At 36.5% G+C, this 23151-nt stretch carries 15 protein-coding genes; 3 read left to right on the top strand and 12 right to left on the bottom strand.

Annotated features, from left to right (window positions below; genetic code table 11):
- Window positions 1-5: 5 nt before the first annotated feature.
- From FA046_RS08360 to FA046_RS08350, 3 genes are all read left to right on the top strand, one after another.
- Complete coding sequence (locus FA046_RS08360; RefSeq protein ID WP_136825924.1) at window positions 6-2399, top strand: TonB-dependent receptor; 2394 nt, start codon at window positions 6-8, stop codon at window positions 2397-2399.
- Between the two features lie 17 nt (window positions 2400-2416).
- Window positions 2417-3769: a hypothetical protein gene (locus FA046_RS08355; protein ID WP_169303330.1), complete on the top strand. Its 1353-nt coding sequence runs from the start codon at window positions 2417-2419 to the stop codon at window positions 3767-3769.
- 84 nt (window positions 3770-3853) lie between these two features.
- Entirely contained in the window at window positions 3854-5176 is a 1323-nt protein-coding gene (locus FA046_RS08350; protein ID WP_136825922.1) for a PepSY-associated TM helix domain-containing protein, read from the top strand.
- A gap of 82 nt (window positions 5177-5258) precedes the next feature.
- Here FA046_RS08350 and FA046_RS08345 read toward each other — a convergent pair whose 3' ends face one another.
- From FA046_RS08345 to FA046_RS08290, 12 genes are all read right to left on the bottom strand, one after another.
- Window positions 5259-6686: an L-serine ammonia-lyase gene (locus FA046_RS08345; RefSeq protein WP_136825921.1), complete on the bottom strand. Its 1428-nt coding sequence runs from the start codon at window positions 6684-6686 to the stop codon at window positions 5259-5261.
- 23 nt (window positions 6687-6709) lie between these two features.
- Entirely contained in the window at window positions 6710-7975 is a 1266-nt protein-coding gene (locus tag FA046_RS08340) for an MFS transporter (RefSeq protein WP_136825920.1), read from the bottom strand.
- 42 nt (window positions 7976-8017) lie between these two features.
- Complete coding sequence (locus tag FA046_RS08335) at window positions 8018-9298, bottom strand: sugar MFS transporter (protein WP_136825919.1); 1281 nt, start codon at window positions 9296-9298, stop codon at window positions 8018-8020.
- Window positions 9299-9365: 67 nt separating this feature from the next.
- Entirely contained in the window at window positions 9366-11285 is a 1920-nt protein-coding gene (nagB, locus tag FA046_RS08330; protein ID WP_136825918.1) for a glucosamine-6-phosphate deaminase, read from the bottom strand.
- Between the two features lie 34 nt (window positions 11286-11319).
- Window positions 11320-12321, bottom strand: a complete 1002-nt coding sequence (locus tag FA046_RS08325) for a Gfo/Idh/MocA family protein (protein WP_136825917.1) — start codon at window positions 12319-12321, stop codon at window positions 11320-11322.
- Between the two features lie 8 nt (window positions 12322-12329).
- Window positions 12330-14861 (bottom strand): family 20 glycosylhydrolase, encoded by a 2532-nt coding sequence (locus FA046_RS08320; RefSeq protein ID WP_136825916.1) that lies wholly within the window; start codon window positions 14859-14861, stop codon window positions 12330-12332.
- A 12-nt stretch (window positions 14862-14873) separates the two neighbouring features.
- Window positions 14874-16826, bottom strand: a complete 1953-nt coding sequence (locus tag FA046_RS08315; RefSeq protein ID WP_136825915.1) for a ligand-binding sensor domain-containing protein — start codon at window positions 16824-16826, stop codon at window positions 14874-14876.
- A 7-nt stretch (window positions 16827-16833) separates the two neighbouring features.
- Window positions 16834-17901 (bottom strand): dihydrodipicolinate synthase family protein, encoded by a 1068-nt coding sequence (locus FA046_RS08310; protein ID WP_136825914.1) that lies wholly within the window; start codon window positions 17899-17901, stop codon window positions 16834-16836.
- A complete protein-coding gene (locus FA046_RS08305; protein WP_136825913.1) occupies window positions 17901-18917 on the bottom strand; it encodes an NAD-dependent epimerase/dehydratase family protein in 1017 nt (338 codons plus the stop codon). Before FA046_RS08305 ends, FA046_RS08310 begins: the two co-directional genes overlap by 1 nt.
- Before the next feature lie 36 nt (window positions 18918-18953).
- On the bottom strand, window positions 18954-20171 hold the full coding sequence (locus FA046_RS08300; protein WP_136825912.1) for an Nramp family divalent metal transporter: 1218 nt from the start codon (window positions 20169-20171) through the stop codon (window positions 18954-18956).
- A gap of 2 nt (window positions 20172-20173) precedes the next feature.
- A complete protein-coding gene (locus FA046_RS08295; RefSeq protein ID WP_136825911.1) occupies window positions 20174-21658 on the bottom strand; it encodes a PQQ-dependent sugar dehydrogenase in 1485 nt (494 codons plus the stop codon).
- A gap of 4 nt (window positions 21659-21662) precedes the next feature.
- The gene (locus FA046_RS08290) at window positions 21663-23126 is read right to left on the bottom strand and encodes a BNR-4 repeat-containing protein (RefSeq protein WP_136825910.1); all 1464 of its coding nucleotides are present in this window, start codon (window positions 23124-23126) and stop codon (window positions 21663-21665) included.
- Window positions 23127-23151 lie beyond the last annotated feature (25 nt).

The following is a 23151-nucleotide window of genomic DNA, read 5'->3' as shown; positions in this document are numbered from 1 at the left end:
AAAAAATGAAATATCGTTTACTTTTTATCATCCTTATATCTACTGGTTGTCTTTTTGCACAAGAACAAACGGGAAAAATATTTGGTAAAATTATTACCTCGTCTAAAGAACCAGTAATAGGTGCCACAGTATTTATTAAAAGTTTAAATAAGTATGGAATGACCAATGAAAAAGGATTCTATCAATTTACAAAAATACCTTACGGAAAGTACATTTTAGAGATAAATTCTCTAGAAATAGAACTTAAAACTATAGAGATCAATGTTGATGCTTTTGAAAACAATATTGATATTACTGTAAGCGAAATAGGTAATAGATCCTTAAAAGAGGTACATGTGGTAGGCATGACAGAGAAAAGGAAAATTGAAACCTCGGGCTTTGCAGTTAATGTAGTGAATACTAAAGAAGCAGCCAGCAGAAACATTCAAACTAACGAGTTACTAGACAGAACGGTTGGTGTAAGAGTGAGACAGAGTGGAGGTTTAGGTTCTCAAGTAGAGTACAATTTAAACGGAATGACAGGCCGAGCAGTTGGAATTTTTATTGATGGTTTAGAGATTTCTACTTATGGTTCTTCCTTCAATTTAAATAACATTCCACCAGCTTTAATAGAGCGTATTGAGGTTTACAAAGGCGTTTTGCCAGCTCATTTATCTGGCGATTTATTAGGCGGCGCTATCAACATCGTTTTAAAAGAAGGTACAGCCGCTAACAACATCAGCACCTCTGTTTCTTATGGTTCTTTTAACACCTTACAAACAGATTTAAGCGCAAATTATCGCAATGCTAAAAATGGCTTTACCACTAGGCTTTCTGGTTTTTATACTTCAACCGATAATAATTACGAACAATGGGGCAGGTTTTCAAAATTTATAGCTCCGGATGGCAGAGTGACCAGAAACTTTAGAACCAAGCGCTTTTTTGATGCCTATGAAACTACGGGTATTAGAGCAGAGGCTGGCTACAGCAATGTAAAATGGGCAGATGTATTTTTATTGGGCTACAATTTTTCTGATGCATATAAGGAAATACAACACGGGCAAACTATGGGTACACCTTACATGGGGCGTACTTCTAAAACTCAAGCTCATGTTTTAGGGCTCAACTATAAAAAAAGGGATCTACTAATTAAAGGACTTGATTTTAACCTAAACGCAGCGCATAGTTTAAGAAGTACTTTGGTACAAGATACGGTGCCTTGGGCTTATAATTGGGATGGAAATATCAGAACAGACCTTAACGGAAATCCTATCCGCACATTAGAAGGTGCGCAACAAGGTGCTCCTATGATTGATGATATTACTAGAAAAATTACAAATATTAGGTCTAATCTAAGCTACGATATTGCTACTGGACATAAAGTTTCAATAAACGAAGTTTTTTATGGGGTTGATAGACAGGATAAGAATTTGTTGAACCCGATTACAGCTAATGGCATAAGAAGTTTTGCTGATTTTTCTAAAAACGTAATATCATTTAATTACGAAGCCGAAACATTTGAGAATAAACTAACCACCAATTTATTCACTAAAATTTACCAACAATCTGTTGGGTCTACCAGCTATAAAGTAAACGCTGGTGTACTTACACAAGAAGTTTTAAAAGATAACAGGATAGAGAACGGTTATGGTTTGGCTGTGTCTTACAAAATATCTCCTAAAGTTAACCTCATTACTTCGGCAGAAAAAGCAGTAAGAATGCCGGATGATGATGAGATATTTGGCAGCCCAGAGAGGAACGTGATTTCTAATCGTTCTTTAAAACCAGAAATGAGCGATAACTACAATATAGGTTTCCGTTTAGGCACTTTTGATTTTGACAAGCACAAAATATCTTTTTACAGCAATGTATTTGGCCGTAACATTAAAAATAGAATTATGCCACAGGCTAATGAGTTGCTGAATAATCAAGAAATAGAAGAAACCCAATTTATCAACATCAGTTCGGCACAATCAATTGGTGTAGAAGGAGAGCTTTCTTATATCTACAATAAAAAGCTCACCATGATGTTTAATTTCTCAAAATTTAATTCGCTGTTAAAGCAAAAAGGCTCTAAATATTACAATACGCAATTACCAAACGAACCTTTTTTTACCATGAATGCCAATGTGCATTACCGCATAGATAATGTTTTACAGAAAAAATCTGAGTTAAATCTTTTTTACACTTTCGGATATGTTGGCTCATTTAAAACAGTTTGGCCAGAGTCAGAAAACTTTATCACACCCACTCAATACGCTCAGAATATAGGCACCAGTTATTCTTTTCCAAATCGTAAAATTATTGCAAGCCTAGATATAAAGAATATTTTGAACGCAGAGATCTACGACAATTTTGGTGTTCAAAAACCCGGAAGAGCTATTTACCTTAAGTTAAATTATATAATCAACAAATTTTAATTAGTAAGAAGATGAAAATGAATGTATTAAAAATCGCTTTATTTAGCGCAATATCAACCGCTGTAGTTTTAAGCAGTTGCAAAAAAGACGATAATGAAACCAATCCATCAGAAAATGATACCCGTTGGATCACTTTATCCGCAGCTATAGACGACCCAAGTAATATCACCGTAGGTGATGGAAATGCAGGAACTATGATTTACAGTGTTTCTGTTGCAGATGCTAAAAACCCTAACGTAACTATTGATGCATTTAAAAATGGTTTAGCAGTAAAATCTTCTCGTACAGCTCGTCTTCAAGCTTCCGCTGATGGAAATTACCTATACAACATTCAATATACTGGCGATGATGGCGGTATTTTTAACAAATACAGAGTTTACGGAGGTAAAGATTTTAGAGCTGAAGGACCAGAGGTTGAAACAGCAACTTATGTAAGTACTTCGCCACGTTGGCTAAAAGCAGCAGAAGGTGTTGGAGTGGCAGTTAGAGCAGCCGCAAACGCTGTTGAATTTGAGGGAACAAACCCAAATTTTGTTTTCAAACAAAGAACAGCAAAAACAGATGCCATTACTTTAGATTTGAACGACCCAAGAATTACCAAAACAACTTCTTTTGATTTAGCGCTTTCTCCACAAGAAATAGCAGCGGGATATTATGTAAGCCGTATAGATGTTCCGGTAATTAATAAGGCTGGGAACAAAGTTTTTATTGGTGCTGCCATCAGCAAGCATAATACTACATCTTTCACCATTAGTGCCGATGGTTTACCAGTATTTGCTACTGATAATAGCATTAAAAGCTGGGCAAAAACTTTAGTATTAGATTATCCAAGCCTTTTAAACTCACAAATAATTACTTCTAACCAAACCAGAGGTAATACCAATGGCTACCGTAGCACCATGCAATATATTGGTACAGATGGAAATGTTTACCAAGCAACTTCTGGTGAGTTAGCGGGTACAGGAGGTTCAAAAATTCTTAGAATAAGTTCTACTACAAACAATTACGATAACAGCTATGTATTTAGCCTTGATGCGGCATTAGGAGTAACTAATTCTTACATTGAAACTTGGAAATATGTTGGAAATGGGATTGGTTTTGTGATTTATAATGTTGGCGGACAAGGTGGTTATATTGCTAAGATCAACTTAAACGATAAAACTGCAACTAAATACACTATCCCAAATGAAGCGACTTTAGATTTCGGTCAAATACAGAATATTACCGTAGAAGGCGATGAGGTTTTTATTGCAGTTGCCCCAATTGGTGGAGATGGAAATATTTATATATTTAACCGCATCACCGGACAAATGACAGTAGGTGCAAAATTAGCTAACGAAGTTGGTGGGCAATACATTGGTACTTACTAACATTATATTTAATATTTAGAACAAACAAACAAACAGGTGTTGGATAACATCACCTGTTTGTTAATTTTACAACCTTTATACAAAATGACAAAAGAAAAAAGTGCTTGGCCAAAAGCCCGAAAGTTTTTTAACGATGTTCACTTATGGCTTGGCCTTATCAGCGGCATTATCATTTTTATGGTTTGCCTAAGCGGCACCATCTACGTTTTTAATACGGAAGTAAAAGAAATGGCTACGCCACATTTGTATAAAGTGGAGGTTGCCGATGGCGCTAAAAAGTTACCCATAGAAACTTTGATGAAAAAAGTTGCTGCCGAGGTTGGCGGTAAAGTAGTTTCGGTAAAAATACCATCACAAGCTGATAGAACTTACACCATCACCATTAAAAAGCCCGAAGAAGCTGCCCCTGAAAAAGGCGTAGAAAAACGTTCTGATGAAAAACGAGGTGAAAAAAAACCAGAGGGAAGAGAAAAAAGAGGTGAAGGTGGCCCAGAAAAAGGAAAAGAGAAAAAAGGCGAAAAAGAAGGTCCACAAGGTGGTAACCGAGGAACAGCTTATATGGTAAACCCTTATACCGGAGAGGTTTTAGGCGATTTACAAAGCGCCAAAACATTTTCTACCGAGTTTATGAAAACCCTATTTAGTTTACACAGATGGTTATTATTAGATAAAATTGAAGAACCTATTTTTGGCGAATTAGAAAACAGAAAACTAGGTAGCTACATCACCGGGATTGCCACTATCCTATTTACTTTTGGGGTGATTACAGGAATCATCATTTGGATTCCCAGAAAAGTAAAAAGCTGGAAAAACGGCTTAAAAGTTAAATGGAGCTCTAATTGGAAACGTATTAACCACGATTTACACAACAGCTTGGGTTTCTACACTTGTATCATTTTATTAGTAATGGGTTTAACCGGTCCGTTTTTCTCCTTCTCGTGGTATAGAGATGGTTTGAGAAAAAGCTTAGGAACTTATCAAGCGGTTGATGCACCAAAACCAGAAGAGCCTATTTCTAACTTCAGTTTAAAGGGAAATTTTGCTCAACTAAATATTAATGATTACCTAGCTGCTGCTGATAAAGAATTAGCTTATAGTGGAGATTATACGGTTACACTCCCCGCAGATTCTGTTGCTACGGTAAATATCACTAAAAATAAAATTGGCTTTTTTGCGCCGGCTGCAGCCGATAAATTGACACTAGACCAGTATAGCGCCAGCGTATTAAAAAAGGAAGTTTTTAAAGATAAACCATTTAATGAACGACTTTCAGGCTCTGTAAAAGCGTTACACTTAGGTGATGTTTACGGCATGTTTTCTAAAATTATTTATTTTATATCCTGCTTAATTGCAACCAGTTTACCCGTTACTGGTACGTTAATTTGGATTAATAAAATGAAGAAATAAAAGCTTAAAATTTTGATTTTAGTCCTCCATTAATTAATTTGATGGAGGACTTTCTTTTTAAAAAGGAACTTAAAAATGGATGCTAACAATCGCTCAAACTAATTGGGATATTAACAGCTAAGCCACCTTCTGATGTTTCTTTGTATTTCGCATTCATATCTAAAGCTGTTTCCCACATGGTTTTTACTACTGCATCTAAAGAAACCTTTGCTTGTTTTGGTTCGCTGTTAAGTGCTAATTGAGCCGCTGTGATGGCTTTTATTGCACCCATGGTATTTCTTTCTATGCAAGGAATTTGCACTAAACCACCAATGGGATCACAAGTTAAACCTAAATGATGTTCCATTGCAATTTCTGCCGCCATTAAACATTGCGCTGGTGAGCCTCCTAAAACTTCGGTTAAACCCGATGCTGCCATAGCCGCACTCACACCAATTTCTGCCTGGCAACCACCCATTGCGGCAGAAAGCGTGGCTCCGTTTTTAAAAATGATGCCTATTTGCGCTGCATTCATTAAAAACCGAATGATTTTATCTTCATTTTGCCCAGCGCAAAATAAAATATAATACATTAAGACTGCCGGAATTACCCCTGCCGAACCATTTGTAGGTGCGGTAACCACTCGACCAAAAGCAGCATTCTCTTCATTTACAGCTAAAGCAAAACAACTTACCCAATTTAAGGTGTAGTTAAAACCGTTTCCGTTTTCACGGATGGCGGTAAGCCACTCGTCTTGATTTTGATATTTCTTATCTGCTAACAACTTTTTATTCAGTTCAGCAGCTCTTCTTTTTACATTTAATCCGCCGGGTAAAATACCATCTGTTTGGCAACCACTTTCTATACAATCCCTCATCACTCGCCAAATATTAAGCATCTTTTGCTTTACAATTTCGCTATCATTCCAACATTTTTCATTTTCTAAAATAATGTCGCTAATGCTTTTTTCTTTTTTATTACAGGCTGCCAAAAGCTGTTCGGCGGTATCAATTTTATAGGTTAATTTAATTGATTTACTAGCAGATTTTTGTTCTCCTTCTATTTGGATAAAACCTCCTCCAACAGAGAAATACGTTTCTTGAAAGATGGAGCCATTATGTAAAACAGCACAAAAAGTTAACCCGTTTGGATGGTAAGGTAAAGCTTCTTGCTTATTAAAAACAATTGCTTTTGCAGGATTAAAAGACAACTTAAACTTTCCGTCTACATTTAAAATTTGCTGCCCTTTAATCTCATCAATAATCAATGGAATTTCTTTAATGGGCATTTCTACAGGATCTTGCCCTGATAAACCTAATAATAAGGCAATATCTGTACCATGGCCATGCCCTGTTTTAGCTAAAGAACCGTATAAAAAGACTTTTAAATCGGCTAGGGACGATAAATCATGTACTATTTTTAAGTGTGCTATAAAACTTTGAGCTGCCCGCCATGGCCCCAAGGTATGTGAGCTTGACGGACCAACGCCAATTTTTAAAATATCGAAAACAGAAAGCTGCTGCTTTTTCATAGCGGATTTAAATCAATAAAAAATTATTCTTCTGTGTAGTTAAGGTCTTTGTAAAAAGTATCTTCCATTTTACTTAGCGCCCAAAATGCCAAACTTAAACTAATTACAGCCACCGCAATACCTGCCGATATAAATGAGCCATCAAATAAAGTTTTAAAATATTGAAACAATAAAGAAAGCGGAACTACTGCGCCCCTAACAAAATTGGGTACTGTTGTTGTTACCGTTGCCCTAATGTTAGTGCCAAATTGTTCTGTTGCAATAGTCATAAAAATTACCCAATAACCTACCGAAAAACCTAAAAATAAACAGATGACATAGAATAAAGACAAACTAATATCCGCAGCTAAAAAATAAGTACTAATGGCGATCAAAGAAAGGAATAAATAAGTGTAAACTACTTTTATTCTGCTTTTTAAAAGCTGACTTAAAAAGCCACTGGCAACATCGCCCAAAACTAAGCCTCCGTAACAAAAAGCTACTGCAGCACCAGCGCTAACTTCGCCTTTTACCCCTAAAACTTTACCAAACTCGGGCGAAAGCGTAATTAAAATACCTACCACAAACCATAAAGGAATACCAATAACTATACACTGTAAATATTTATAAAACTTCTTTTTACTAGTAAATAAGGAGAAAAAATTGCCTTTGGCTACTTCTGCCACCTTCGCTTTAGCAAACATCCCTGATTCGGAAACGCCAACTCTTAAAAATAAAAGTCCAATTCCTAAACCACCTCCAATAAAATAAGAAGTTCGCCAATCAAAATATTGAGCAATAAAATAGGCTGCTACTGCCCCACTCACTCCTACAGAAGCAACAATGGTAGTGGCGTAGCCTCTTTTTTCTTTAGGCATTAACTCGGCAACCAAAGTAATACCTGCACCCAATTCGCCAGCTAAACCAAAGCCTGCAATAAATCGCCAAATGGCATAACTTTCTATAGAATTAGCAAATCCGTTGGCAATATTAGCAACAGAATAAATAAAAATTGACCCAAATAAAACGGATAATCTTCCTTTTTTATCGCCTAAAACACCCCAAAAAACACCTCCAACTAATAAGCCTATCATTTGGATATTTAATAGAAATATGCCATTATCGGTAAGTTCTTGCCCAATAAAACCTAAAGATTGTAGGCTCGGCACTCGCACAATGCTGAACAATAATAAATCATACACATCCACAAAATAACCTAAGGAAGCTACAATAACTGCGGCGTTCAAAAGCTTGGTCTTTTTTGCATGATCTAAACTATGGTTTGATGGATTTTCTAATTCTGTTTGCATGAATATGTGTTAAACTGTTTAATCAAAATCTAAAATAATTGATTACTTATTTGTTCTTATTTTACTGCCGTAAATGGCATAATAACCTATAAATAAATAGCAAGGTAATAATAACCAGTAAGCTTTTGATGGGGAATAAAAATCGGCTAAGTATCCGTAAAAAAGTGGTAAAACTGCCCCTCCGGCAATGCCCATAATTAATAAAGACGAACCAATTTTAGTAAACCTACCCAAGCCAGCAATAGCTAACGGAAAAATAGAAGGCCACATTAAAGAATTTGCTAAACCTAACAAAGCAATACAAGCAACTGATGTATAACCTGTGGTAAATACCGCTATCAACACTAAAATTACGCCCAAAACTGCCGAGAATTTAAGCGCATTATCTTGCGAGAAATATTTTGGGATAGCCACAATACCGATGATGTAACCAGTAATCATGGCGACTAATGTAAATGAGGTGAAAAATTTTGCAGTAGAGAGTGCAATTCCTTGCGATGCGCCATAACTGATAATGGTATCGCCTGCAATAACCTCTGCTCCTACATATAAAAACATGGTAACTACACCTAAAAGCAAATGAGGAAACTGAAAAACACTGGTTTTATTACTGTTAGATGCCGCTACGGTTTCATCTTCTTTATCAGTATCCACTTCTGGCAAAGCCGATAAATAAATAAGAACTGCTAAAATCATCAACACCAAAATGATTAAGATGTATGGGGTAATTACTCTAGAAGCCAACTGATCCAAAGCTTCTGCTTTTTGAAAATTGTCCATTAGCTTCAATCTTTCGGTTAAAGCATCCGCATCTTTTAAAGTAACTGCGCCCAAAGCAATGGGCGCAATTGCACCCGCCACTTTATTGCAAATACCCATAATACTTATTCTTTTTGCAGCACTTTCTGCCGGACCTAAAATGGTAATGTATGGGTTTGATGCTGTTTGTAAAACTGCTAATCCTGTTCCTTGGATAAATAAACCCAATAAAAAAAGTTCGTAAGTTCTGCTTAGTGCAGCCGGAATAAACAACAATGCGCCCACCGCCATAATCACCAAACCTAAAGCCATTCCTTTTTTAAAACCTGTAACTTTCAATATCCATGATGATGGAATGGCCATTACCAAATAAGAAATGTAGAATGAAAAAGCGACTAAATAAGACTCGAAGTTATTAAGCTCGCAAGCGATTTTTAGGTATGGGATTAAAACCGAGTTTAACCAAGTAACAAAGCCAAAAACAAAGAATAAAGCACCAATAATCATAATGGGTTTGGCACTTTTTGAAGCTAAATTTTGGTTGGATAATGAAAAATTAGTCATGATGAGGGATTAATGTTTAAATTTTTTTGATGATTGTTCACCAAGATTTTAATTGAGCGATACTGTATTAGAATTTATACCTGACAAAAGCTTCCATGGCTTCATAATCTGCTAAACCTAGCTGGTCGTATTTTTTAGCCGTTTCTCTGTTTCGCTCTGCTGCTCTTACCCAAAATTCTCGGTTATCATCACCAGGGAAAACTGGTTTGTCTTTTTGAGATTGATGCTTAAAAATAGCTTGTCGTTTTCGCTCTACCTCATTCGGCGAAAGCGGAACAGCCATTTCTATTTCATGTGATTCAAACTCATGCCAAGCGCCTCTGTACATCCATAGCCAACAATCCTGTACCCAACTTTCGGTTTCTTTTAATCGTTTTAAAGCTTCTAAAATGATTTTAAAACAAACAATGTGTGTTCCATGAGGATCTGCAAAATCACCAGCTGCAAAAATTTGATGCGGCTTAATTTCTTGTAAAAGTGCTATGGTTTGGTTAATGTCTAAATCACTCACCGAGTTTTTAGTGGTTTTACCGCTTTCATAAAATGGTAATGCCATAAAATGAATGCGTTCGTCTTTTAAACCAGCATACCTTGCACCTGCAATAGCTTCGGATTTACGGATGTAACCCTTCACATTTCTAATTTCTAAGGTATCAATTTCGTTTGGTTGCTTGGTTTCCAAAAACTGTGTCATTTGCTTATAAACACGTTCTAAATCGCTGGTATCCTTACCTAAACTTTTATTAAAATCGATAGAAAACTCTACATAACGTAGCACATCATCATCCCAAACGGCAGTATTTCCTGATGTTTGATACGCCACATGCACTTCATGCCCTTGATCAACCAATCTGATAAAAGTGCCGCCCATAGAAATCACATCATCATCTGGATGTGGAGAAAAAATTAAAGACCTTTTCTTTGCAGGAACCGCTCTTTCTGGCCTTTGGCTATCGTCTTCGTTTGGTTTACCTCCGGGCCAACCAGTAATGGTAGCTTGTAGCTTATTAAAAATGGCAATATTAATGTTATAAACTGGCCCACGCTCCACAGCTAATTGAGCCATGCCGTTGTTGTTATAATCTTCTTCGGTTAATTTTAAAATTGGTTTCTTAAGCTCATTAGCCAACCAAATCACCGCTTTTTTAATCAATTTGTCATCCCAAACACAATCTTTAACTAACCAAGGGGTATCAAATCTGGTTAAAAAAGAAGCTGCATCTTCATCTAAAACAAACTCCACATGATCTGATAATTGCAAATAAGTAGACGGAACCTCGGCAGAAATTTCTCCTTCTACCGCTTTTTTGATGATAGATGCTTTTTTCTGGCTCCAAGCCATTAATATGATTTGACGAGCTTTAAAAATTGTTCCAATTCCCATCGTAATGGCTTTAACTGGGACATTACCTTTACCGCCAAAATCTCTGGAAGCATCACTTCTGGTCAAATCATCTAAAGTAACCAAGCGGGTACCTGAGTTTGGTGCCGAACCTGGTTCGTTAAAACCGATGTGTCCGGTTCTACCAATCCCTAAAAGTTGCAGATCTAAACCACCTAAATCAGAAATTTTGGTTTCATAAGCCATACAAAAAGCCGCAATATCTTCTAAAGCTAAAGTGCCATCAGGGATATGGATATTATTTTTATCAATATCGATATGATTAAACAAATTCTCGTTCATAAAAGCCACATAGCTTTGTACCGAGGTTGGCTTCATAGGATAATACTCATCCAAATTGAATGTAATAACATTTTTAAAGCTCAAAGCTTCTTCTTTATGCAAACGGATAAGTTCTTTGTAAACACCCACAGGTGTTGCTCCTGTTGCTAAACCTAAAACCGCTGGCAAACCTGCTTTTTGCTTTTCTAAAATAAGGTTGGCAATAATGCGAGCTACTTTAGCTGATGCAATGTGTTGATTGGGATAAACGGTAACAGGCAGCTTTTCAAACCTTGTTTCTTCCAATAAATTTAAACGAGCCATTTTTATGATTGATTTTTTGATTGAATATTTGAATTTATAATCCTGATTTTTTCATGATGGATGCAATTTTAACGGCTTTACCGTTTTTTCTCTTGCTTTCATCCGCAGCTTCCATAAAGGCTAAAATGGCCAAAGTTTCATCAGCCGAAACCGGAGAAACTCCTGTCTTAAAAAACTGAATAATTTCTTTAAGTAAAGGTTGATAGCCTAAGTATGGACCTAAGTTTACAATACTTTTCTCACAAAAAGCAGTCCCACCGAAATCAGTTTTACCTTTTCTTAAACCTCTAAAAGTGCCAATTCGCCCATCATCCCAAGTACCCACTACTTCATCTGTATCAGCAGAATAAAAGCGTGTAACAGTTTGACAATTTGCGCCCATTACCGCAAACAAAGTTTCTACACCGTGTATGCCGTACCAAAATAAATCGGGGTGAGTTTTTTCAATAGTTGCAGGACTGTATGTTTCTGCTCCTATCACTTTTCCGAATTTACCTGCTTTTACAGCTCGAACAGCCTCCACATATCTTAATGATGATGATGAAAAAACAGGGACTTGATAAGCTTCGGCTGCTTTAAAGATTTTAACAGCATCGGCCAAAGAGGCTGCCATAGGTTTATCAATAAATAAAGTTTTTTTGGCTTTTATTACTTCTAAAGCTTGTTCTAAATGTAATCTGCCATCGTTTGTCTCTAACAAAACCACATCTACTTTTTGCAAAAGAGCGGCTATACTATCTACTATTTCAACATTATATTTTTGAATTTCTTCAGTTTGAATCGGAATTCGTTGTTTACTTAATTCTAAATCTTTACTTCCGTAAGGGTAAGCCGCTACTACTTTGTAAGCATCAAACTCGTTTGCCGCCGACTCGAATAAAAGTTTGGTAAAAGCTAAGCTGTGGCTGGTATCTAAACCTATAATCCCAATTCGCTTCCCTAAAGCAGGTTTTGCGTTTGCCAAAAGCGGAGATAAATAAATCCCCAAGCTGGCAATGCTTGCTGTTTTTATAAATTTTCTTCGGTTTAGGTTCATCTTTAACTTTAAGGATTAATGATTTCTACCGTTCTACCAGCTCTGCCTTCTGCATTAAAAACTTTGAATTTGATTATCCCTTTTGCTGCAATTGGTGCAGTATAAATTTCACTTTTTAAATTTGGCTCAACGCCATTTGTGGTGTACATCATTTTTAAACCTGGAAACTGAATATTTGCGACAACTTTTCCGTCAATAATTTGAGCACCAGCCGTAGGAATACGATAATTAAAGCCTCCGGCATAATGACTTAACCTTGGTAATTCTCTTTTTCCAAGGATATTTACAAACCAACTCCAATCTTTTTGATAAGCTGTATCAGCCTCTACTTTATTTTCTGTTAATACCCATTCTGGCGTTTTAGACCAAGCCCTTTGCGCAAAACCCAATAGTTTTGGCAACAACATGTACTCCAATTCTTGCGGACCTCTAATCTTTTCTGACCAAATTTGACTTTGTAAACCCACAATATTGCTAGCTCCAAAATCTATTAAACGCTCTTTTCCTTTAAAAATATTGGTATCTAAAGGGTTGCCCTGCACATCTTCTTTAGCGGTTTTGTAATGATCTAAAGGATTGTAATCAAAAGGTTTATCTATATCCACAAAAGAACCCCAATACAAACCTGGTTCATCAGCATCTTTTTGGTAAGCTAAATCGAAATAAAAATTAGTAACTGGCGCTAAAACAACTTTATAACCAGCATTTGCTAAACGATAAGCTAAATCTTCTTGTCCCCATCCCCAAACGTTATTCCATACATAAGCATGAAAATTTTGGGTGGTAAAATCAGGATTGGCGATATAAATCGCTTTTCCATCTAGTTTGGTTTTACGCATAGCCACTTCTTCCCATCCTGATAGATAAAAACCTTTACTTTTTACAATTTCATTGGCTTTCGCCAGATAGTAATACCATAAATCATCATAATTTTTGATGTTTTCTTTGAGCATGAGGCTTTGGATAGCAGGAGATTTTTGCCAAACACCGGCTGGTACTTCGTCACCACCTAAATGAATGGTTTTGATGGGAGCCTCTGCAGTTTTATACATTTCTGCTACCTCATCAATTACCTTTTCTATAAAATTATAGGTTGATGGCAACGCAATATTCATCACATTGTCTCGGTAACCTTGTACCGATTTATAAATGGATTGATCTAACGTATCTCTTAATAAATAACGATTCGCTTCTATTAAATTTCCGGCGATTTTAAATTTTTCAAACCTTGCATCCATTGCTTTTATGGCTGCTCTGGCATGTCCAGGGGTTTCAATTTCTGGAATGACTTGGATGTGACGAGCTTTAGCGTATTTTAAAATCTCGATAAAGTCTGCTTTGCTATAAAAACCACTTCCGGGGAATTGATCAACTTCTCCGCCTGAACCATAAGATGGATGAAGATTTTCTTTATCATTTAAAGTATGACCTCTTTTAGCACTTACCTCGGTTAATTCGGGTAAACCCGGAATCTCTAGTCGCCAACCTTCATCATCATTTAAATGAAAATGTAGCGTGTTAATTTTGTAGAGTGCCAGTAAATCTAAAATTTTTAAAACCTGTTGTTTGGTTTGAAAATTTCTGGCAACATCTAACATAAAAGAGCGGTAAGCAAACCTTGGCGCATCAACAACATCAGCACAAGGAATTACAATTTCATTTTGCTTTTTTGCCCAGCTATTTACCGGAAACATCATTTTTAACGACTGAACGGCGTAAAATATCCCTTTTGGATTTGTAGCCGATAAAATAATTTGCTGTGCCTCTACTTTGATTTGATAGGCTTCTTCTGCTAAACCTACTATCTTTTTGAAGACAATTTGTGCTTCGCCATTTTGATTGTTTATGGCTAATGATTTACCTAAAAGCTGGTTAATTTCTTGATTAAAAAAGGTTGCCTCTTGCTCAAAATCTGCATCAAAATTTAAACTGACCAAACCATTTAATTTAAAGAAACCTGTTTTTGCTTGGTAAACATTTGGAGCAGGTAAAATGGGTTGCAATTGCGTTAATGGAATATCAGCAATTGCTTTATTTTTATCAAAAACCTTTTCGGGAGATAACTTTAAACTTGCTTTTTCTTGAGCAGGAATTGCATTTACCTTGAAATTTTTAATTGGATAAGTTTTGCTTAAATTTTGATTAAAAACGAGGTACAAACCCGATGGTGCATCGGTATAATTCATGGATTTCCCATTTGCTAAATAGGTAATGGTGATGCTAGCTTTGGGCGCTAATGCTTTAAAAGCATCGCCAAAAGAAATACGGCAAAATTCACCACTTAAATTTTCGAATTTGGCATTATTTGTAGCGACAGAAACAACCGTTCGTGGGTAAGAGAAATAAAGTTTTGCTTGTTGTAAATCAACTGATTTTTCACCTCTATTACTGATGATAAACGAAGCTAAAAACTGCGATTTACCTTCATAATTATTCTCCTTTAATTCCCAACTGATGCTTAGATTACTCGCTAAATCTTGAGCATAAATCTTAGTGATTTGAGAAAATAATACTATTAGAAATATAATCGCTTTTTTCATCTTAAATATTTATTAAGGTTGATAAGACCACAATTGCGTACCTCTTTTAAAGTATAAAACACCCTGCTTATCCATCACTAATAAGGCAGCATCTTTAGCTAAAACGCTTACTGCTCTGGTTTTAGGATTTATTTGAAATAATTGATTGTTATCGGTTCCGTAAATATTTCCGTTTGGATGCAAAACCAAGAAAGCACTTCGCCAAATGTGGCTTCCAAAAGGCGGATAATCATACAATTTATGGGTAGAAATTACTTTTTGTTGCTGGGCATCAAAAACAAATAAAACTCCATCGGCAATGCCCCAAAGTAAACCATCAGGTCCGGCTATTAATGAAGTAATTGCAGCCGCTCCTTTTACCGGAACCAACTCAAAAGTTTTTTCATTTTTATCAGCATCCCATCCAAATAAAACAGCTTCTTTAGTATCGGGTTTAACCCCCAAACCGCCAGAAATGGTTGTACCCGCTATTACCGTTTTTTGATGATAAACCAAACTTGCAATGGCTTGCTGAGGGATAATTGTCCCAAAAGATTTCAGCTCATCTTTAGTTTCATCATAGCTTAAGAAAGCGCCACCCAATTTGCCGTACTCGGGAATCATCCCAAAAAATAATCTCTTTTTATTTGGGATACTTAACACAGCAAATGATCTACTTTGACCTTCAATCTCTCCTATCTTCTTTGGACTATTGTTTTTTGGATCCCAACTTTGCGTGGTTTCATATTTATAGAATCTTCCTTTTGGGTAAATCCCGAAGTAAATGTTATTCCCTAAAACAGTCATCCCTTCGGTTTGGTCTAAACCTAAAAGCTTGGTGTTTTTTTGAGTTTTAGGATCATAAGTTGCGTGTCCGCCTGCTAAGTAACCACCTGTCCAAATTTTACCATCAGGCCCAACCATTATGGCATTTATAGGAATTGGCTGAGCCGGAATTTGTAGTAAAGTACTTTTAGTTTCCTTAGTTTTTAAGTTGTATTGAACCAGATTTGTAGCTGATGTTAAAAAGTATAAATTTTTATCCTTAGCCCAATAAAAAGCATTGGCGCTACCCACATTTGCAGCTAATTCTTGACTTAATTTCTCTGATTTTGCCGCTTTAAAACGTTTTAAGCTTCCTTTAGAAGTATAATAAACCTCCTGCTTTTTTGATTTAGAAATTACAGATTTCATATCCATATCTTCTATTTCTTGTTCAACTTTTTGAGTTTTTAGGTTATAAACCAAAGTGATATTTCCGGTAGTTAATAAAGCTAATAACCTATCGTTGCCGTTTTTACCTTCAACTATTTCTAAACCATAAACAAACTCTCTGTCTTGGTATTTTTCAGGAAGGATTTCCGTTTTTTCTCCTGTTTTAGGATTCAATTTAATTAAATGAGCATGAGAACCCACTCCTGCGTACAAAAAGCCAGTTGCTTTATGAAATGCTAAACTTCGCACATAATTTTCGGTGGCTACCAACGGACCTTTGCCTACATCAGAAAAACCATCATTTGGATGATACCTAAAGACCCTACAACCTGGGTAAGTAGCGCCAAAAACCTCTCCATCATTACCTGCTGTTAAATTCCATAAATAGGTTTCTCCTGCTAAAACAATTCCTAAATCTTCCACCTCTTGTGTACCCGGAATATGTTTAAAAAGACTTCCGTTTGCGCCGGGAATGTATAATGTACCATCAGTAGATTGCGCCATATCCCAAACGCCGTCAGCTTTAGGTAACTCTTTATCAAGTACTAATTTCTTTGTTTTAATATCGAAACCTAAAAGATGAGCAGGCTCTCCTCTTACCACTGTATAAACCAATTCGTTTCCACTTTTATCAGTCAAAAAAACGCTTCCCTGTATCATAGAAGCTGTTAATTGCGGACCAAGATTGGTAAACTTTCCAATTGTTTCTTGAGCTTTTAAACTAAAAAGCGAAGTAAGAATTAAGAAGATGATTAAGCCTATTCTTTTCATGTTTATGTTAATTAATTTGGTCTTGACTTAAAAATTGACTTACAAAATCATCATCATTTAAATGAGGATAAGCATCGTAAACCCTGGTTATTTCTTCTGCCTGTCCAGCAGATAATTGCTCATCAGGATTTAAACACCAAATGCCGCTGAGTAAACCTTGACGTCTTAAAATTTCGTGAATACCGGGGATACATCCATGGAAATGATTGGCGGGATCAAACATGGCTGCGTTTACATCTGTAATCTCAATTCCTTTGGTTAATAAAGCATCGGCAGCAGCCTGATCTGGATTTGCTTTATAGTCTTTCACCTCGGCTAAAAGCGCTACTGCTTTATTTGTCCAAACGGCCCAGTGCCCTAAGAGTCCACCAATAAATTGCTTTTTAACTATTTTTCCGTTAATGTTGAATCGATAAGTAGATAATAAATCGGCTATAATATTGTCATCATTACCGGTGTACATGGCAATTTGCTTGTTACGGCTGCTATGCGCAACGGCCCTCATCACATCTAAAGTTTGGTACCTGTTAAATGAAGCGCATTTAATGGCTTCTACGTTTTCTATTTCGGCAAATTGCAACCAAAAATCGTAGCTAAAAATTCGTCCACCAACTGATGGTTGTAGATAAAAACCAAAAACAGGAATAATGGCAGCAACTTCACGTACCCTATCTAAAATTTGTTCTTCGGTCCAGTTTTGTAGGCCGCCCATGCTTAACAAACCCATGTCATAACCATATTTTAAAGCCAATTCTGCCTCGGCTTTTGCCTGTGCAGTAGGACCACAAATACCCGCTATTTTTATAAACGGACGATTTAATCCTGCTTTTTCAACTTCTTCAGCAGCTAATTTTAAAACGGTTTCTAATAGGTTGATTTTTGGATCACGAATTTCAAACTGAGTAGAATGAACGCCAACCGCAATTCCTCCAGCACCACTAGCCATGTAATACCTGCTCAGTTGCCTTTGCTTTGCTTCATCAATTGTTCTATCGGCTTTTAAAGCCAAAGGATGTGCAGGAAATACAGTACCTGCCATTAAATGTGCTTTTAAAGATGCGCTTAATTTTTTCATTAAAACTTTCCTCCTCTTTCTTGAAAATGTGTGGCTTTCCCAAATTCGTCGCCGCCTTGTTGTAGCCAAGTGGCCGTGATTTCAATAATTTCTCGGATAGTTACTTTTGGGTAACCGAAAATGCGGTGACATTCTGAAGCGTTATTGAGCAAGGCTGTACCCGTAGCTTCGTAAATAAATTTTGGTTCTTTATTGAAGATGCTGCCAAACTGGTTTGCAATCCATTTGATAGATAAAATCTCGGGACCGGTTACGTTTAATATTTTTGCTGGAGCTTGGCAATGCAATAAAGAGCGAATGGCAATTTCATTGGCATCGCTTTGCCATATTACGTTCACATTCTCGGTTCTTAAGTCAATTTCTTTTCCGTTTAAAACAGATTTAGCTAGCTCCATTACCACTCCATATCTAAAATCAACCGCATAATTTAAGCGATAAATTAAAGTTGGCGTTTGATTTTTTTGAGCGAAATATTCGAAAACACGCTCACGGCCTAAGCAAGATTGCGCATACTCGCCAATAGGTTCTGGCGTAGTTTCTTCTGATACTCCGCCAGAAGTTACGGGTACAAAAGGCAATACATTGCCCGATGAAAAAGCTACGATGTTTGAGTTTTTGTATTTCTCAGCCACTCGGCCTGGCAAATAAGCATTCATAGCCCAAGTAAAACCTTCTTTACCAGTAGTGCCAAACTTATTTCCGGCTAAGTAAATGATGTTTTTAGCATCTGGTAAGGCTTGTAACTCAACATCGTTTAACAAATCACAAGTAATAGTTTCTATTCCTAATGCTTCTAAAGCAAGTTTGGATTTTTCATCAGAAAAACGAGAAACCCCAATCACTCTTTTAGAAATTCCGGCTGCTTTAATGGCATCAACAGCTAATTTACCCATGCTTGGGCCCATTTTACCGCCAATTCCTAGCATAATAATATCGCCATCTATCTTTTTTATATCTTCTATTAAAGCCAAAGATGGTTTGGTTAACTCCTGCTCTAACGTTTGTAAATCTTTCATTTATAATCTAAAATTTTAAAATATGATGTTGTTGTCTTATTTGATGAATAGTTCGTAGAAATTCCAAATGGCTAAGCCAGTTAGTAAAAGCAATCCTAAAGCGCCTACTACTTTAGAAAGTCGCTTATTAATGTGCTTACCCATAATTTTTGCGTCATTGGCTATTGCATACATGGCTAAACCGATAAATGGAACTAAAAATATGGTGACACTTTGCGCAAAAATGATGAGCTCTAAAGGCAGTTTTCCGAAAATTAGGGAGATGCTTGCTCCACAAATCATTACCAAAGCAATAAAGCCTCTTACTGCTTTTGCACTCAGTTTATTACCAAATCCCAACGCATCGCCCAATAAACTGCCACCCACAGTTGCGTTACCTACTAATGATGAAAAAGATGCTCCAAATAAGCCTGCTAAAAATAATTGTGCTGCATAAGTACCAAATAAAGGCTCTAAAGCTTTAGACATTTCTGATGCACTATTTACCTTAATACCTTGAGGATGTAAAACTGCGGCAGCGCAAATAATAACTACGGCACTCATTAAACCAAGAATTAAAATCCCTGTAAAACTTCTGTTTTGTCCGCTTGCTTCATCTCCCTCTTTTTTGTTTTCTTGTACTAAATACGATTGATAAAAAGCCCCAACAATTGAAAAACATGAAGCCATAAATGCAATAAGTAATCCAGTAGAACCCAATGGAATAGACGGAATAAAACCACTTGCTATACCATTTAAAGATGGTTTACTCAAAAAAAGAGTGGTTAAAAAAGAGATAAGCATTAAGCCAACCAACGCAATCATTAGCTTTTCTAAGGTTTTATAAAAGCTTCTAAAAAAGAGTAAGCTCATGCCTAAAATATTAAATACCAAAACCCAAATCCAAGGCTTAGTACCTGTAGCCTCGGCAATGGCAATACCAACGCCAATAGAGTTACCCGCTTGAAAAGATGTGGTAACCAAAAAAACACCAATTCCAATCACAATTCCAGCACTTTTTCCCCACTGATTTCTGATATGACTGAGCAAACTGGTCGAGCTGCTTAAACCAATTCTTGCGCCCATATTGGTAAAAATGAGCATGAAGAAAATGGCTACCACCACCACCCAAAGCATGGCATAACCATACTCGGCACCTAATTTGGAAGTAATAGTCATTTTACTAGGACCAAAAACCAAAGCCGCCGTAATTATACCTGGGCCTAAACCCATTAAAGCTTGTATTAATTTATTTTTTGATGTTTTTGAACTCATGCTTATCGGTTAAGTTTGATTTGGTTTGCGTCAATTTCAGCACTATTATTTCCCCAACTTTTTCTCATATAGGTTAAAATCTGAGCAGCTTCCTGGTCTTTTAAGAAGTTAAAAGCTGGCATTTGCTGACTCGGATTTTGATTAATTCCTTTTAACAAGATTTGAATTAATGAATTTGGCGTTCCGTTTACTTTTGCCGAACCAGCCAATGCAGGAAAAACTCCAGAAACCCCTTTTCCATCTTCTTTATGGCAAGAGCCGCAATAAACCTGATACAATTGTTGTCCGTTTTTAGGGAGCGCATTTTCAGCTTTTACACCTCTTAAAACTTTTTGAGTTACTTTTTGAGTTAAACTGATTCTTAAGATTTTATCATCGGCTGCTAAAGGAAAACCCGGACTAGGATTCCAGTCTTTATTACTGGTGCTGATGTAAACGGCACCATTGTTATCTACACAAACATCACGTAAACGGCCATAATAATTAGCAAAGAAAATCTCTTCGCTCTCTATAGATTTACCATCATCATTCAGTTTCAAAACCCGTAAACTTCTGGCTTTTAAAGTGGTAAGCAACAAGCTATTTTGCCATTCGGGGATAACCTTACCACCATAATAAGTTAAACCAGATGGCGCAATTACTGGCGTCCATGAGCGGATAGGTTCTGTTGTATTATTTGCGATTGCAAAGGCTTTTTCGTTTGCTAAATCATGTTTGCCTTCTATAAATGGCCAGCCATAATTAGCCGCTTTATCAATTAAATTTACTTCATCTTCAATGGCATCGCCATGTTCTGATGTGTAAACCAAGCCTTTATTAGAAACGGCTAAACCTTGTATATTTCTAAAACCTTTAGCCCAAACATAGCTTTTAGGGTTTGGGTTATCTTGTGGAATAGAACCATCGGTATTTAACCTTAATATTTTACCATTTAAACTTTTATCATTTTGCGCATTTTCAAAATGATGCGCATCGCCAGTTGCCCAAAGTAACTTTCCGTTTGCTGAAAAAGCTATCCTAGAACCATTGTGAGCAGTGTTTCCATCAATTTCTAACAATAATTGAGCATCATATAAGCTATCATTTTTAAAAGTATAGCGTACCAAACGGCTTACCATTAAGCTATCTCTTTTTGCGGTATAATTTACAAACACATAAGGGTTACGTTTAAAATTTGGATGAACAGCCATCCCTAATAAACCTGAGGTGCGTTGACGCCATACTTCCTCAATTTTTAAAACTTGTTTTCGTTCTCCTGTTGATAATTCAATTCTTGAAACCGTTCCTCCTTGTTCTGCAACCCATAAAAATCCATCATCGGCGTAAGCCAAATCCCAAGGAACATCTAAATCTTGAGCTAAAACCTCCACTTTTAAAGTACTTTTTGCTAACGCGATATGATCTAACAGCTCCAAAGATTTTTGAGCTTGCTGTTTACAAGACAATAAGATAATAGCTAGAGAAAAAATTAAAAGAAGGTTCTTCATCAACTTATTTTTTAGGCTTTTTCAATTTGATAGGCTTTACAAAATCAGCATCCATTTGCGCTGGTAACTGATAAACATTTCCTTTTTTATCAGAAAAATAGAGATGAGAAACAGAGCGTTGTCTGCCATGTCCATCAGCCCAAAAGGCGTAAAAATCATGATGAACATTTACTGGACGACGGGCATAAGAATGGTTTAATTCGCTATTGGCGGTCATGGCTTTACTCTTCCAAGTTTTCCCTTGATTTTTGCTTGTCCACAACACCATTTCGCCGCCTGTATTGTAAGCCTGCGGACCAGTTGTAGTTGGGCCAACCACTCGCCAAATCCCTTTTTCATCAATATATAGTGAGCCCATGTCGTAATTATTATCCGACTGTGTTAAGGGCAAAATCTCCCAATTTGTACCGGTATATCTGGCGGTATGCCATGTTCTTGGGCCTTTCTCTGGGCCAGCTTCATAACCTTTACCTGTTAAGTATAATATCACTGGGTTTCCTTTGGCATCAAAAGCCAAATCATTGATATATACATTTAATCCTGATGAAAAATAATCTTTCACCAAAGCAGGATTATCAATTTCTTTAAGTGGGACCTGCACATCTTTTCCGTTTGCAGTTTGCCAAGTTTCTCCAAAATCTTGTGTTTGGATATAGTATAAGTTAGAGCGATAGTTCAATCCGTTTTCACCAACTTTTATAGGATGAAAGTTGAAAGAACTTGCCAATTTGTTTTGATACTGTCCACTAGTTTGGTAATGCCCTTCCTGTATGGTTGATAAATCTTTCCACTCCGAATAATGCACCCCATCTTTACTGGTCATGTAGCTGATTGTTCTTCTAGGTTTTGAAGGTTGGTTTGGGATAACCTGCCTATCATAATGGGTAAATAAATTGATAAAACCATTTTGTGGCTGATACCAACTTTGTAGGTAAGAGAAATTATTTAAAGGAGCTTCTTTTCCATCAACAATTTTGGTGGCTTTTACTTCTTCAAAAGCGTCAATATCATAAGGTTTTAAGCTTTTATGAATGTATGATGGGCTGTTTGTGCCATGTGCGGTAGAAAATATCCAGATGTATCCATCCTTATCAATGTTCATTACAGGGTTATCATGCGCATTGTTGGTTTTCTTATCTAAAACAATGGTAGGCTTGGGTACTTTACCTGTTTTATGATCAAAATAAGAAACGGCATGGAGCAAAGTTTTTCCTTCCAAATCGGCACCGCCGTAGCAAAAAAAAGTTTTGTTTTGTTCTTTTACATAAATAGAAAAGGGATAATGGTTTGCCGGATAGGTACCTAAACCGCCGCTGTATTTATAAACATATTCATCTTTTGAAGGCTCATTACTGTACCAAATGCCTCTATACCCCGTGTCTTTTATATTAAGGGTTTGAACTTGCTGTGCATTTAAGTTTTGAATACCTAAAAGGCTTAGTAATAAAGGAAATATCAGTTTTTTCATGAATTAGTTTGCAGTTAAATAGGAG

The organism is Pedobacter cryophilus, assembly GCF_005116455.1.
Classification (GTDB): Bacteria; Bacteroidota; Bacteroidia; order Sphingobacteriales; family Sphingobacteriaceae; genus Pseudopedobacter; species Pseudopedobacter cryophilum.
Note: the sequence above shows the minus strand (reverse complement) of the source record. Positions and strands in the feature narration are given on the sequence as shown.

What these genes read in the sequence shown, in the direction of transcription:
- FA046_RS08300 (WP_136825912.1), bottom strand. Translation starts at nt 20,171, where the DNA reads ATGAGTTCAAAAACATCAAAAAATAAATTAATACAAGCTTTAATGGGT.
- FA046_RS08310 (WP_136825914.1), bottom strand. Translation starts at nt 17,901, where the DNA reads ATGAAAAAATTAAGCGCATCTTTAAAAGCACATTTAATGGCAGGTACT.
- FA046_RS08315 (WP_136825915.1), bottom strand. Translation starts at nt 16,826, where the DNA reads ATGAAAAGAATAGGCTTAATCATCTTCTTAATTCTTACTTCGCTTTTT.
- FA046_RS08335 (WP_136825919.1), bottom strand. Translation starts at nt 9,298, where the DNA reads ATGACTAATTTTTCATTATCCAACCAAAATTTAGCTTCAAAAAGTGCC.
- FA046_RS08360 (WP_136825924.1), top strand. Translation starts at nt 6, where the DNA reads ATGAAATATCGTTTACTTTTTATCATCCTTATATCTACTGGTTGTCTT.
- FA046_RS08305 (WP_136825913.1), bottom strand. Translation starts at nt 18,917, where the DNA reads ATGAAAGATTTACAAACGTTAGAGCAGGAGTTAACCAAACCATCTTTG.
- FA046_RS08325 (WP_136825917.1), bottom strand. Translation starts at nt 12,321, where the DNA reads ATGAACCTAAACCGAAGAAAATTTATAAAAACAGCAAGCATTGCCAGC.
- FA046_RS08290 (WP_136825910.1), bottom strand. Translation starts at nt 23,126, where the DNA reads ATGAAAAAACTGATATTTCCTTTATTACTAAGCCTTTTAGGTATTCAA.
- FA046_RS08295 (WP_136825911.1), bottom strand. Translation starts at nt 21,658, where the DNA reads ATGAAGAACCTTCTTTTAATTTTTTCTCTAGCTATTATCTTATTGTCT.
- FA046_RS08350 (WP_136825922.1), top strand. Translation starts at nt 3,854, where the DNA reads ATGACAAAAGAAAAAAGTGCTTGGCCAAAAGCCCGAAAGTTTTTTAAC.
- nagB (WP_136825918.1), bottom strand. Translation starts at nt 11,285, where the DNA reads ATGGCTCGTTTAAATTTATTGGAAGAAACAAGGTTTGAAAAGCTGCCT.
- FA046_RS08320 (WP_136825916.1), bottom strand. Translation starts at nt 14,861, where the DNA reads ATGAAAAAAGCGATTATATTTCTAATAGTATTATTTTCTCAAATCACT.
- FA046_RS08340 (WP_136825920.1), bottom strand. Translation starts at nt 7,975, where the DNA reads ATGCAAACAGAATTAGAAAATCCATCAAACCATAGTTTAGATCATGCA.
- FA046_RS08345 (WP_136825921.1), bottom strand. Translation starts at nt 6,686, where the DNA reads ATGAAAAAGCAGCAGCTTTCTGTTTTCGATATTTTAAAAATTGGCGTT.
- FA046_RS08355 (WP_169303330.1), top strand. Translation starts at nt 2,417, where the DNA reads ATGAATGTATTAAAAATCGCTTTATTTAGCGCAATATCAACCGCTGTA.